The sequence below is a fragment of the Shigella flexneri 2a str. 301 genome (assembly GCF_000006925.2).
Taxonomy (GTDB): domain Bacteria; phylum Pseudomonadota; class Gammaproteobacteria; order Enterobacterales; family Enterobacteriaceae; genus ECMA0423.
Window position 1 is genome coordinate 3,142,224 of the sequence record NC_004337.2, and the last position, 12,133, is coordinate 3,154,356.

A 12,133-nucleotide genomic window follows, 5' to 3' on the forward strand; every position below is an offset into this window, starting at 1 on the left:
AAGAACGACTTTTGCGCACGCTATTTTTTCATACTTGTTTAAGACGTAATCCCGTAAGAGATAAACCTATCAGGAGAGATATTTATCGAACCATTTCAGTGTCCTTTGCCAGGCAAGATCGGCGGCAGATTTGTCATAACGGGGCGTGGAATCATTATGGAATCCGTGATTAACCCCCGGATAGATATAAGCCTCATAAACCTTATTATTGTCTTTCAACGCCGCCTCGTAAGGAGGCCAGCCCTCGTTGATTCGGGTGTCCAGTTCCGCGAAGTGGAGTAGTAAAGGCGCTTCAATCTTCGCCACATCGGCAGTGGGTGCCTGACGACCATAAAACGGCACCGCGCAGGCCAGTTCCGGATACGCGACAGCCGCCGCGTTCGATACGCCACCGCCATAGCAAAATCCGGTAATACCCACTTTACCTGTCGCTTGCGGATAGCGTTGCATAAACTCAATTGCGGCAAAGAAATCATTCATCAGTTTGGTTGGATCAACCTGCTGTTGCAGCTCACGACCTTTATCATCATTTCCCGGATAACCTCCAACGGAACTTAATCCGTCAGGTGCCAGGGCGATATACCCCGCCTTCGCCACTCGCCGTGCCACATCTTCGATATACGGATTCAGTCCACGATTCTCATGCACCACCCCCACGGCTGGCGTTTTGCCGCTCATTTTTGCGGGTTTCACCAGATAACCCCGTACCTCGCCGTGACCATTTGGCGAAGGATACGTGATGTACTCAGCAACAATCTCCGGGTCGGTAAACTCTACCTGAGTCGCCAGCGCATAATTTGGCTTGAGCAAATCAAACAACGCTAATGCCGTCATCCCGCCCACCGCATACTTCGCCGCAAGGTTGAGGAACTCACGTTTCGAAATTTTCCCGTGAACGTAATAGTCGTAGTAATCCAACAACTCTTGTGGGAAATCTTTGGCGGTTAAACGCGGCATCGTTGCATTCCTCAACTGGTGTTTTTTTAAGCAAAGCATAAGCGCGTGTTTTTGCCCAGTTTTTCGTCACTCTGTGAGCCAGACTACGGGATACGCGCTGGCGAATCGCTAAACTAGAAACATTGTTTCGAAATTGAACGGTGGAAAGGAGAGGTCATGGTCTGGTTAGCGAATCCCGAACGTTACGGGCAGATGCAGTACCGCTATTGCGGAAAAAGTGGTTTACGCCTGCCCGCATTATCGCTCGGTTTATGGCACAATTTCGGTCACGTTAACGCGCTGGAATCACAGCGTGCAATCCTGCGTAAAGCGTTTGATTTAGGCATTACGCACTTTGATTTAGCCAACAATTACGGGCCGCCTCCAGGAAGCGCAGAAGAGAACTTTGGTCGCCTGCTGCGCGAGGATTTTGCTGCTTATCGCGATGAACTGATTATCTCTACCAAGGCTGGCTACGATATGTGGCCCGGCCCGTACGGCTCTGGCGGTTCACGTAAATACCTGCTCGCCAGCCTCGACCAAAGCCTGAAGCGTATGGGGCTTGAGTATGTCGATATCTTTTACTCTCATCGCGTCGATGAAAATACGCCGATGGAAGAAACCGCCTCTGCGCTGGCTCATGCGGTACAAAGCGGTAAGGCGCTGTATGTCGGGATCTCCTCTTACTCGCCAGAGCGGACGCAAAAAATGGTCGAGTTGCTGCACGAGTGGAAAATTCCGCTTTTAATTCATCAACCTTCGTACAATTTACTGAACCGCTGGGTGGATAAAAGCGGCCTGCTGGATACCCTGCAAAATAACGGCGTGGGCTGTATTGCCTTTACTCCTCTGGCTCAGGGATTGCTGACCGGAAAATATCTCAACGGCATTCCGCAAGATTCACGGATGCATCGTGAAGGGAATAAAGTTCGTGGTCTGACGCCGAAAATGCTTACCGAAGCCAACCTCAACAGCCTGCGCTTATTGAATGAAATGGCACAGCAGCGTGGACAATCAATGGCGCAAATGGCGTTAAGCTGGTTGCTGAAAGATGATCGCGTGACGTCGGTATTGATTGGTGCCAGCCGCGCGGAGCAACTAGAGGAGAACGTGCAGGCGCTGAATAATCTGACATTTAGCACCGAGGAGCTGGCGCAGATTGATCAGCATATCGCCGATGGCGAGCTGAATCTGTGGCAGGCGTCGTCCGATAAATGACCTGTTAATAACGGGCGCGCGAACCGCGCCCGAATCAGATCAGTGATTATGACGAGTCAGTCGGTCAAGATAGCCCATCACAAATGCAGAAAGCACAAACGTCAGATGGATAATGACGTACCACATCAGTTTGTTATCCGGGACATTTTTCGCATCCATAAAGACGCGCAGTAAGTGAATGGAAGAAATTGCCACAATCGACGCTGCTACTTTGTTTTTCAGCGACGTTGCGTCCATTTTCCCCAGCCACTTCAGCTTCTCTTTGTTCTCGGAGATATCCAGCTGTGAGACGAAATTCTCATAACCGGAAAACATCACCATCACCAGCAAACCGCCAACCAGCGTCATATCCACCAGCGACAGCAACACGAGGATCAAATCTGATTCCGCCATCGAGAAGATATTCGGCAGTACGTGAATAATCTCCTGGAAGAACTTCAGCGCCAGGGCAACTAACGCCAGCGAAAGGCCAAAGTACACGGGGGCAAGCAGCCAGCGAGAAGCATACATTGCATTTTCAAGAAAACGTTCCATACATTCCTGTCGTGTAGTTAAAACGGGCAACAGTATATCGCAATTGAGTAAACAGCACGCAACAGCAAATCAACATATACGTTAAACCTTTGTCGCATAATTCTGAGGTTTAGGGATCTTCCTGGTTCCCTTATCAACGCATCGAGAGCGTCTACCCTTAAAGGACGTTGAACCTGAAGGGAGAAAAACGATGTCTCATTTAAAAGACCCGACCACGCAGTATTACACTGGTGAATATCCCAAACAGAAACAACCGACGCCAGGCATCCAGGCGAAGATGACACCGATACCGGATTGCGGCGAGAAAACCTATGTTGGTAGCGGTCGCCTGAAAGATCGTAAAGCACTGGTGACAGGGGGCGATTCCGGAATAGGTCGCGCTGCCGCCATCGCTTACGCGCGTGAAGGGGCTGACGTGGCGATCAGTTATCTTCCCGTGGAAGAAGAAGACGCTCAGGATGTGAAAAAGATCATTGAAGAATGCGGACGCAAAGCCGTTCTGCTGCCAGGCGATTTAAGCGATGAGAAATTCGCCCGTTCGCTGGTTCACGAAGCGCACAAGGCGTTAGGCGGGCTGGATATTATGGCGCTGGTCGCCGGGAAACAGGTTGCCATTCCGGATATTGCAGACCTCACCAGCGAACAGTTTCAAAAGACCTTTGCCATTAACGTTTTCGCGCTGTTCTGGCTAACCCAGGAAGCGATCCCCCTGCTACCGAAAGGTGCAAGTGTCATCACCACTTCGTCAATCCAGGCATACCAGCCAAGTCCGCATTTACTGGACTATGCGGCTACGAAGGCGGCGATTCTGAACTACAGCCGTGGCCTGGCAAAACAGGTCGCGGAGAAAGGTATTCGGGTGAATATTGTCGCGCCAGGCCCTATCTGGACGGCACTGCAAATTTCCGGCGGACAAACGCAGGATAAGATCCCGCAGTTTGGTCAGAAAACGCCGATGAAGCGTGCGGGGCAACCGGCGGAACTGGCCCCTGTATATGTTTATCTGGCAAGTCAGGAGTCGAGCTACGTCACCGCAGAAGTGCACGGCGTGTGCGGCGGCGAGCATTTAGGTTAAAAAAATGCCCGGTTGTGAAAAGCAACCGGGCATCATTGTGAATTCACTCTTACCTGATGTGGCGAAAACGCCTTATCCGCCTACAAACGCATGAAGATTCAACATGTTGCAATAGATTTTGTAGGCCTGATAAGCGTAGCGCATCAGGCATTGAGCACCTAATGCCGGATGCGTCGTGAACGCCTTATCCGGCCTACAAACGCACGAAGATTCAACATGTTGCAATAGATTTTGTAGGCCTGATGAGCGTAGCGCATCAGGCAATTCTACTTTACTTCGCTTTGGCGGTTTCTTCGCCGACCAGACCTATCTTCAGGTAACCCGCCTGATGCAGCGTATCCATTACCTTCATCAACGTCTCGTAATCGACGGTTTTGTCCGCTCGGAAGAAGATGGTGGTGTCTTTCTTGCCTTCGGTTAACGCATTCAACGCCGTAATCATTGTTTCATCGGTGACCGGATCGTTACCGATAAACATCGAGTTGTCTGCCTTCACCGACAGATAAACCGGTTTTTCCGGGCGCGGCTGCGGCGTGCTGGTAGAAGCAGGCAAGTTCACCTTCACATCTACCGTCGCTAACGGTGCCGCCACCATAAAGATAATCAGCAGAACCAACATCACGTCGATAAACGGCGTCACGTTGATATCATGCATTTCGCCGTTATCGTCGAGGTTTTCGTTAAGATGCATTGCCATCGGACATTATCCTGCGCGTAATTTTTGTGCGACACGAACCGGATGCGCAGCGGCGCTGGCTTCCAGATCCAGGTCACGGCTTTGCAGCAACAATACCTGCGCTGCAACATCACCCAGCATCGCTTTAAAGCCGCCAATCTGGCGTGCAAATACGTTATAGATAACGACCGCAGGAATCGCTGCCACGAGGCCGATTGCCGTTGCTAACAGAGCTTCTGCGATACCCGGCGCAACGACTGCCAGGTTAGTGGTCTGCGTTTGCGCGATACCAATAAAGCTGTTCATGATGCCCCAGACCGTACCAAACAGACCAACGAACGGAGAAATCGCGCCGATGGTTGCCAGATAGCCGTTACCGCGGCCCATTTGACGACCCACTGCGGCGACCCGACGCTCCAGACGGAAGCTGGTACGTTCTTTAATACCTTCGTTATCGTCGCTGCCTTCTGACAGTTCCAGCTCATTCTGCGCTTCATTGAGCAAATGCAGGCTTAAGCTTTTGCTACCAAAATCAGCGGCGATATCGTTGGCCTGGTTTAAGGAACGTGCTTCAGCCAGCAGTTGCTGCTCGCGCTTAAGGCGACGCTTCTGATTGAAGAACTCTACGCTCTTACTGAAGAAGATTGCCCAGGTGACTACAGAGGCCAAAATAAGCCCAATCATCACGCACTTAACGACAATATCGGCGTACTGATACATACCCCAGACGGAAAGGTCCGTCTGCATTAAATTATTACCCACTGTGTATCTCCAGGACGCAAGTCACAAAATCTGCGCATAATAATATCAAAACGACGTCGAATTGATAGTCGTTCTCATTACTATTTGCATACTGCCGTACCTTTGCTTTCTTTTCCTTGCGTTTACGCAGTAAAAAAGTCACCAGCACGCCATTTGCGAAAATTTTCTGCTTTATGCCAATTCTTCAGGATGCGCCCGCGAATATTCATGCTAGTTTAGACATCCAGACGTATAAAAACAGGAATCCCGACATGGCGGACAAAAAGCTTGATACTCAACTGGTGAATGCAGGACGCAGCAAAAAATACACTCTTGGCGCGGTAAATAGCGTGATTCAGCGCGCTTCTTCGCTGGTATTTGAGAGTATGGAAGCCAAAAAGCACGCGACGCGCAATCGCGCCAATGGCGAGTTGTTCTATGGACGGCGCGGAACGTTAACCCATTTTTCCTTACAACAAGCGATGTGTGAACTGGAAGGTGGCGCAGGCTGCGCGCTATTTCCCTGCGGGGCGGCAGCGGTTGCTAATTCGATTCTTGCTTTTGTCGAACAGGGCGATCATGTGTTGATGACCAACACCGCCTATGAACCGAGTCAGGATTTCTGTAGCAAAATCCTCAGCAAACTGGGCGTAACGACATCGTGGTTTGATCCGCTGATTGGTGCCGATATCGTTAAGCATCTGCAGCCAAACACTAAAATCGTGTTTCTGGAATCGCCGGGTTCCATCACTATGGAAGTCCACGACGTTCCGGCGATTGTTGCCGCCGTGCGCAGTGTGGTGCCGGATGCCATCATTATGATCGACAACACCTGGGCAGCCGGTGTGCTGTTTAAGGCGCTGGATTTTGGCATCGATGTTTCTATTCAGGCCGCCACCAAATATCTGGTTGGGCATTCAGATGCGATGATTGGCACTGCCGTGTGCAATGCCCGTTGCTGGGAGCAGCTACGGGAAAATGCCTATCTGATGGGCCAGATGGTCGATGCCGATACCGCCTATATAACCAGCCGTGGCCTGCGCACATTAGGTGTGCGTTTGCGTCAACATCATGAAAGCAGTCTGAAAGTGGCCGAATGGCTGGCAGAACATCCGCAAGTTGCGCGAGTTAACCACCCTGCCCTGCCTGGCAGTAAAGGACACGAATTCTGGAAACGAGACTTTACAGGCAGCAGCGGGCTATTTTCCTTTGTGCTTAAGAAAAAACTCAATGATGAAGAGCTGGCGAACTATCTGGATAACTTCAGTTTATTCAGCATGGCCTACTCGTGGGGCGGGTATGAATCGTTGATCCTGGCAAATCAACCAGAACATATCGCCGCCATTCGCCCACAAGGCGAGATCGATTTTAGCGGGACCTTGATTCGCCTGCATATTGGTCTGGAAGATGTCGACGATCTGATTGCCGATCTGGACGCCGGTTTTGCACGGATTGTATAACATTGCCACTTTTGGACAATTTTGCAGACATTTTATTGTGAAAAGTCTTAAATTGTTGCGTCCGGGATCAAGGCGTCCCGGACGATTCAGGAGTACAATAGGCAGATAAAGGCTTAAACGCTGTTCCACAGGAAAGTCCATGGCTGTTATTCAAGATATCATCGCTGCGCTCTGGCAACACGACTTTGCCGCGCTGGCGGATCCTCATATTGTTAGCGTTGTTTACTTTGTCATGTTTGCCACGCTGTTTTTAGAAAACGGCCTGCTGCCCGCCTCATTTTTGCCAGGCGACAGCTTGTTGATACTGGCAGGCGCATTGATTGCCCAAGGGGTTATGGATTTTCTGCCTACGATTGCGATTCTGACCGCCGCAGCAAGTCTGGGCTGCTGGCTAAGTTATATTCAGGGGAGCTGGTTAGGGAATACCAAAACGGTGAAAGGCTGGCTGGCACAGCTTCCTGCTAAATATCACCAGCGCGCCACCTGCATGTTTGACCGCCACGGTCTGCTGGCGCTGCTGGCTGGACGTTTTCTTGCATTTGTCCGTACGCTGCTGCCAACCATGGCGGGAATTTCCGGTCTGCCAAACCGCCGCTTCCAGTTTTTCAACTGGTTAAGTGGATTGCTGTGGGTCAGCGTGGTAACCAGTTTTGGCTATGCCTTAAGTATGATTCCGTTCGTTAAACGCCATGAAGATCAGGTAATGACGTTCCTGATGATCCTGCCAATTGCCTTGTTAACCGCTGGCTTGTTAGGCACGCTGTTTGTGGTGATTAAAAAAAAATACTGTAACGCCTGACGATTTTCCCCGTTCCCGGCTGCTGTACCGGGAACGTATTTAATTCCCCTGCATCGCCCGCATTCTTGCCGCATCTTCCCCCGGCGTCACACCGAAGTAACGTTTAAACTCACGGCTAAATTGCGATGCGCTTTCATAGCCGACGCGCATCGCTGCTGCGCTGGCCTTCATGCCGTCATGGATGATCATCATCCGCGCCTTATGCAGACGGTAATTCTTCAAATACTGCAACGGCGAGGTGCTGGTGACAGACTTAAAATTATGGTGGAACGCCGATACGCTCATGTTGGCTTCTGCCGCCAGTTGCTCGACGCTCAGGTTTTCGGTGTATTTATTCTCAATTCGTTTCAGCACGCGGCTAATCAGACTGAAGTGAGTCTGGCGACTGACCAGCGCCAGTAACGCGCCGCCGCAAGGTCCGGTCAGCACGTAGTACAGAATTTCGCGGATGATCTGTTTGCCGAGAATACGCGCATCCAGTGGTCGCTCCATCACGTCGAGTAACCGCTCCGCCGCGCATAAAATCTCTTCTGATAACGTGGCGGAGTTAATCCCGCTGGCTGCCATCGACGGCTGGAAATGCTCATCTTCGCCAATGTCCATCAACAGTTCCTGTAACTGCAAAATATCGACATTGAGACGCAACCCTGCCAGCGGCACCTCTGACGTGGCATAGGTTTCGCACTCAAACGGCAACGGCACCGTCAGCAGCAGGTATTCATTGGCATCATAACGAAACACGCGTTCATTGATATAACCGATTTTATGCCCGGAAAAGAGAATTATGATGCCAGGCTCGTACATCACCGGTGTACGTGCGAAAGGCGTCTCGCCATACAACAAACGCACATCGGGCAACAGTTCTGACAAACTATTTTCTTTATTTTTCAGTTTATTAACTTTATCCGCCAGCAAGCGACAAATCTCTTCACGTTTCATATCGCGTAATTTCTTAGGAATAATGCGGCAATTTGATTGTGCGCAATTTTGTAGCATTTCTCCAGCACTCTGGAGAAATAGGCAAGACATTGGCAGAAATGAGCATTGAGAGCCAGGGCGCTGGCGATCACAATGAAAAACATCAGGCAGATCGTTCTCTGCCCTCATATTGGCCCAGCAAAGGGAGCAAGTAATGAACAACTTTAATCTGCACACCCCAACCCGCATTCTGTTTGGTAAAGGCGCAATCGCTGGTTTACGCGAACAAATTCCTCACGATGCTCGCGTATTGATTACCTACGGTGGCGGCAGCGTGAAAAAAACCGGCGTTCTCGATCAAGTTCTGGATGCCCTGAAAGGCATGGACGTGCTGGAATTTGGCGGTATTGAGCCAAACCCGGCTTATGAAACGCTGATGAACGCCGTGAAACTGGTTCGCGAACAGAAAGTGACTTTCCTGCTGGCGGTTGGCGGCGGTTCTGTACTGGACGGCACCAAATTTATCGCCGCAGCGGCTAACTATCCGGAAAATATCGATCCGTGGCACATTCTGCAAACGGGCGGTAAAGAGATTAAAAGCGCCATCCCGATGGGCTGTGTGCTGACGCTGCCAGCAACCGGTTCAGAATCCAACGCAGGCGCGGTGATCTCCCGTAAAACCACAGGCGACAAGCAGGCGTTCCATTCTGCACATGTTCAGCCGGTATTTGCCGTGCTCGATCCGGTTTATACCTACACCCTGCCGCCGCGTCAGGTGGCTAACGGCGTAGTGGACGCCTTTGTACACACCGTGGAACAGTATGTTACCAAACCGGTTGATGCCAAAATTCAGGACCGTTTCGCAGAAGGCATTTTGCTGACGCTAATCGAAGATGGTCCGAAAGCCCTGAAAGAGCCAGAAAACTACGATGTGCGCGCCAACGTCATGTGGGCGGCGACTCAGGCGCTGAACGGTTTGATTGGCACTGGCGTACCGCAGGACTGGGCAACGCATATGCTGGGCCACGAACTGACTGCGATGCACGGTCTGGATCACGCGCAAACACTGGCTATCGTCCTGCCTGCACTGTGGAATGAAAAACGCGAGACCAAGCGCGCTAAGCTGCTGCAATATGCTGAACGCGTCTGGAACATCACTGAAGGTTCCGACGATGAGCGTATTGACGCCGCGATTGCCGCAACCCGCAATTTCTTTGAGCAATTAGGCGTGCCGACCCACCTCTCCGACTACGGTCTGGACGGCAGCTCCATCCCGGCTTTGCTGAAAAAACTGGAAGAGCACGGCATGACCCAACTGGGCGAAAATCATGACATTACGTTGGATGTCAGCCGCCGTATATACGAAGCCGCCCGCTAAGCTTTTTACGCCTCAAACTTTCGTTTTCGGGCATTTCGTCCAGACTTAAGTTCACAACACCTCACCGGAGCCTGCTCCGGTGAGTTCATATAAAGGAGGAACGTATGGCTAATCCAACCGTTATTAAGCTACAGGATGGCAATGTCATGCCCCAGCTGGGACTGGGCGTCTGGCAAGCAAGTAATGAGGAAGTAATCACCGCCATTCAAAAAGCGTTAGAAGTGGGTTATCGCTCGATTGATACCGCCGCGGCCTACAAGAACGAAGAAGGTGTCGGCAAAGCCCTGAAAAATGCCTCAGTCAACAGAGAAGAACTGTTCATCACCACTAAGCTGTGGAACGACGACCACAAGCGCCCCCGCGAAGCCCTGCTCGACAGCCTGAAAAAACTCCAGCTTGATTATATCGACCTCTACTTAATGCACTGGCCCGTTCCCGCTATCGACCATTATGTCGAAGCATGGAAAGGCATGATCGAATTGCAAAAAGAGGGATTAATCAAAAGCATCGGCGTGTGCAACTTCCAGATCCATCACCTGCAACGCCTGATTGATGAAACTGGCGTGACGCCTGTGATAAACCAGATCGAACTTCATCCGCTGATGCAACAACGCCAGCTACACGCTTGGAACGCGACACACAAAATCCAGACCGAATCCTGGAGCCCATTAGCGCAAGGAGGGAAAGGCGTTTTCGATCAGAAAGTCATTCGCGATCTGGCAGATAAATACGGCAAAACCCCGGCGCAGATTGTTATCCGCTGGCATCTGGATAGCGGCCTGGTGGTGATCCCGAAATCGGTCACACCTTCACGTATTGCCGAAAACTTTGATGTCTGGGATTTCCGTCTCGACAAAGACGAACTCGGCAAAATTGCAAAACTCGATCAGGGCAAGCGTCTCGGTCCCGATCCTGACCAGTTCGGCGGCTAACGTGCAAATTCTCCCGGTGGCGGTAATGTTCCGCTACCGGACTTTTCAGAAATCATTTATTCCCCTCGCGTCCCGCCCGTTGTTACTCTTCCTTGTTCAGGAATGCCAAATATAAGGACATCATCATGCAGAGCCGGAAGCTCTTAAAAGAACAACTCATCTATATCCGGGATAAACGCAACGGAGAGGTGAAAAACAGATGAAAATAATACTTCTGTTTTTAGCAGCCCTGGCAAGTTTTACCGTACACGCGCAGCCTCCTTCACAGACCGTAGAACAAACAGTCCGGCAGATTTATCAGAACTATAAATCAGATGCCAGTACGCCTTATTTCGGTGAAACCGGAGAGCGGGCGATAACTTCAGCGCGTATTCAACAGGCGCTTACCCTGAACGACAATCTTACACTACCGGGCAATATTGGCTGGCTGGATTATGATCCGGTTTGTGATTGTCAGGATTTTGGCGATCTGGTGTTAGAAAGCGTAGCGATAACCCAAACTGACGTCGATCATGCCGATGCCGTTGTGCGCTTTCGTATCTTTAAAGATGATAAAGAAAAGACCACACAGACACTGAAAATGGTGGCGGAAAATGGTCGTTGGGTCATTGATGATATTGTCAGCAATCATGGCAGCGTCTTACAAGCAGTTAATAGCGAGAATGAAAAAACGCTGGCCGCTTTAGCTTCGTTGCAGAAAGAACAGCCAGAATCCTTTGTTGCTGAACTCTTTGAACATATTGCTGATTATAGCTGGCCGTGGACGTGGGTGGTTTCCGACTCTTACCGCCAGGCGGTTAATGCCTTCTATAAAACCACCTTCAAGACGGCCAATAATCCCGATGAAGATATGCAAATAGAACGGCAATTTATTTACGACAATCCGATCTGTTTTGGCGAAGAGTCGCTATTTTCACGCGTTGATGAAATTCGAGTCCTGGAGAAAACCGCCGATTCCGCCCGCATTCATGTTCGTTTTACGCTGACCAATGGCAACAATGAAGAGCAAGAGCTGGTTTTACAGCGGCGCGAAGGTAAGTGGGAAATCGCTGATTTTATCCGCCCGAACAGCGGCAGCCTACTTAAGCAGATTGAGGCAAAAACCGCCGCCAGATTAAAGCAATGAGCTGAATTAAATAACAATTAGCCGGAACAATAAATAAAAGGGAACACTATATGAAAACGATTTTCACCGTGGGAGCTGTTGTTCTGGCAACCTGCTTGCTCAGTGGCTGCGTCAATGAGCAAAAGGTCAATCAACTGGCGAGCAATGTACAAACATTAAATGCCAAAATCGCCCGGCTTGAGCAGGATATGAAAGCACTACGCCCACAAATCTATGCTGCCAAATCCGAAGCTAACAGAGCCAATACGCGTCTTGATGCACAGGACTATTTTGATTGCCTGCGCTGCTTGCGTATGTACGCAGAATGATAAAAAAATCCCCGGCAGCATGTCAGTTGCCG

General features: G+C 50.5%; 14 protein-coding genes. 8 read left to right on the plus strand and 6 right to left on the minus strand.

The window, feature by feature from the left end; all coding sequences use genetic code 11:
- Window positions 1-69: 69 nt before the first annotated feature.
- The gene (locus SF3046) at window positions 70-996 is read right to left on the minus strand and encodes a hypothetical protein (protein NP_708817.3); all 927 of its coding nucleotides are present in this window, start codon (window positions 994-996) and stop codon (window positions 70-72) included.
- A 117-nt stretch (window positions 997-1,113) separates the two neighbouring features.
- On the opposite strand from SF3046, the gene SF3047 reads away from it, so the two are divergent.
- Window positions 1,114-2,154 (plus strand): L-glyceraldehyde 3-phosphate reductase, encoded by a 1,041-nt coding sequence (locus tag SF3047; RefSeq protein ID NP_708818.1) that lies wholly within the window; start codon window positions 1,114-1,116, stop codon window positions 2,152-2,154.
- 39 nt (window positions 2,155-2,193) lie between these two features.
- On the opposite strand, the gene yqhA is transcribed toward SF3047, so the two are convergent.
- Window positions 2,194-2,688 (minus strand): hypothetical protein, encoded by a 495-nt coding sequence (gene yqhA / locus SF3048; RefSeq protein NP_708819.2) that lies wholly within the window; start codon window positions 2,686-2,688, stop codon window positions 2,194-2,196.
- 190 nt (window positions 2,689-2,878) lie between these two features.
- Between yqhA and yghA the strand changes: the two genes are divergently transcribed.
- A complete protein-coding gene (gene yghA, locus SF3049) occupies window positions 2,879-3,763 on the plus strand; it encodes an oxidoreductase (RefSeq protein ID NP_708820.1) in 885 nt (294 codons plus the stop codon).
- 271 nt (window positions 3,764-4,034) lie between these two features.
- On the opposite strand, the gene exbD is transcribed toward yghA, so the two are convergent.
- The 3 genes from exbD to SF3052 are packed head-to-tail and all read right to left on the minus strand — an operon-like array spanning window position 4,035 to window position 5,349.
- On the minus strand, window positions 4,035-4,460 hold the full coding sequence (gene exbD / locus SF3050; RefSeq protein NP_708821.1) for a biopolymer transport protein ExbD: 426 nt from the start codon (window positions 4,458-4,460) through the stop codon (window positions 4,035-4,037).
- 6 nt (window positions 4,461-4,466) lie between these two features.
- Window positions 4,467-5,201, minus strand: coding sequence for a biopolymer transport protein ExbB (exbB, locus tag SF3051; RefSeq protein ID NP_708822.1), 735 nt, complete (start codon window positions 5,199-5,201; stop codon window positions 4,467-4,469).
- Window positions 5,194-5,349 (minus strand): hypothetical protein, encoded by a 156-nt coding sequence (locus SF3052; protein ID NP_708823.1) that lies wholly within the window; start codon window positions 5,347-5,349, stop codon window positions 5,194-5,196. The genes exbB and SF3052 overlap by 8 nt, the downstream gene beginning before the upstream one ends.
- A gap of 103 nt (window positions 5,350-5,452) precedes the next feature.
- Here SF3052 and metC point away from each other — a divergent pair, with 103 nt between their 5' ends.
- Together metC and yghB are read left to right on the plus strand one after the other, a co-directional pair.
- A complete protein-coding gene (gene metC, locus SF3053; protein ID NP_708824.1) occupies window positions 5,453-6,640 on the plus strand; it encodes a cystathionine beta-lyase in 1,188 nt (395 codons plus the stop codon).
- Between the two features lie 139 nt (window positions 6,641-6,779).
- Complete coding sequence (yghB, locus tag SF3054) at window positions 6,780-7,439, plus strand: hypothetical protein (protein ID NP_708825.1); 660 nt, start codon at window positions 6,780-6,782, stop codon at window positions 7,437-7,439.
- 39 nt (window positions 7,440-7,478) lie between these two features.
- On the opposite strand, the gene yqhC is transcribed toward yghB, so the two are convergent.
- Window positions 7,479-8,606 carry an AraC family transcriptional regulator gene (gene yqhC / locus SF3056; protein ID NP_708826.1) on the minus strand — a complete coding sequence of 376 codons (1,128 nt, stop codon included), beginning with the start codon at window positions 8,604-8,606 and terminating at the stop codon, window positions 7,479-7,481.
- Here yqhC and yqhD point away from each other — a divergent pair.
- From yqhD to yqhH, 4 genes are all read left to right on the plus strand, one after another.
- Complete coding sequence (gene yqhD / locus SF3055; RefSeq protein NP_708827.2) at window positions 8,572-9,735, plus strand: aldehyde reductase; 1,164 nt, start codon at window positions 8,572-8,574, stop codon at window positions 9,733-9,735. The genes yqhC and yqhD overlap by 35 nt on opposite strands.
- Before the next feature lie 221 nt (window positions 9,736-9,956).
- Complete coding sequence (yqhE, locus tag SF3057) at window positions 9,957-10,667, plus strand: 2,5-didehydrogluconate reductase A (protein ID NP_708828.4); 711 nt, start codon at window positions 9,957-9,959, stop codon at window positions 10,665-10,667.
- A 199-nt stretch (window positions 10,668-10,866) separates the two neighbouring features.
- Window positions 10,867-11,793 carry a hypothetical protein gene (gene yqhG, locus SF3058; RefSeq protein NP_708829.2) on the plus strand — a complete coding sequence of 309 codons (927 nt, stop codon included), beginning with the start codon at window positions 10,867-10,869 and terminating at the stop codon, window positions 11,791-11,793.
- Window positions 11,794-11,843: 50 nt separating this feature from the next.
- Window positions 11,844-12,101: an outer membrane lipoprotein gene (gene yqhH, locus SF3059; RefSeq protein NP_708830.1), complete on the plus strand. Its 258-nt coding sequence runs from the start codon at window positions 11,844-11,846 to the stop codon at window positions 12,099-12,101.
- Window positions 12,102-12,133 lie beyond the last annotated feature (32 nt).

Excerpts from the sequence above, each read along its gene's own strand:
- exbD (NP_708821.1), bottom strand. The coding sequence starts at position 4,460 with ATGGCAATGCATCTTAACGAAAACCTCGACGATAACGGCGAAATGCAT.
- yqhC (NP_708826.1), bottom strand. The coding sequence starts at position 8,606 with ATGCGGGTTGGGGTGTGCAGATTAAAGTTGTTCATTACTTGCTCCCTT.
- metC (NP_708824.1), top strand. The coding sequence starts at position 5,453 with ATGGCGGACAAAAAGCTTGATACTCAACTGGTGAATGCAGGACGCAGC.
- yqhA (NP_708819.2), bottom strand. The coding sequence starts at position 2,688 with ATGGAACGTTTTCTTGAAAATGCAATGTATGCTTCTCGCTGGCTGCTT.
- SF3047 (NP_708818.1), top strand. The coding sequence starts at position 1,114 with ATGGTCTGGTTAGCGAATCCCGAACGTTACGGGCAGATGCAGTACCGC.
- yghB (NP_708825.1), top strand. The coding sequence starts at position 6,780 with ATGGCTGTTATTCAAGATATCATCGCTGCGCTCTGGCAACACGACTTT.
- yqhH (NP_708830.1), top strand. The coding sequence starts at position 11,844 with ATGAAAACGATTTTCACCGTGGGAGCTGTTGTTCTGGCAACCTGCTTG.
- yqhD (NP_708827.2), top strand. The coding sequence starts at position 8,572 with ATGAACAACTTTAATCTGCACACCCCAACCCGCATTCTGTTTGGTAAA.
- yqhG (NP_708829.2), top strand. The coding sequence starts at position 10,867 with ATGAAAATAATACTTCTGTTTTTAGCAGCCCTGGCAAGTTTTACCGTA.
- SF3046 (NP_708817.3), bottom strand. The coding sequence starts at position 996 with ATGCTTTGCTTAAAAAAACACCAGTTGAGGAATGCAACGATGCCGCGT.
- yghA (NP_708820.1), top strand. The coding sequence starts at position 2,879 with ATGTCTCATTTAAAAGACCCGACCACGCAGTATTACACTGGTGAATAT.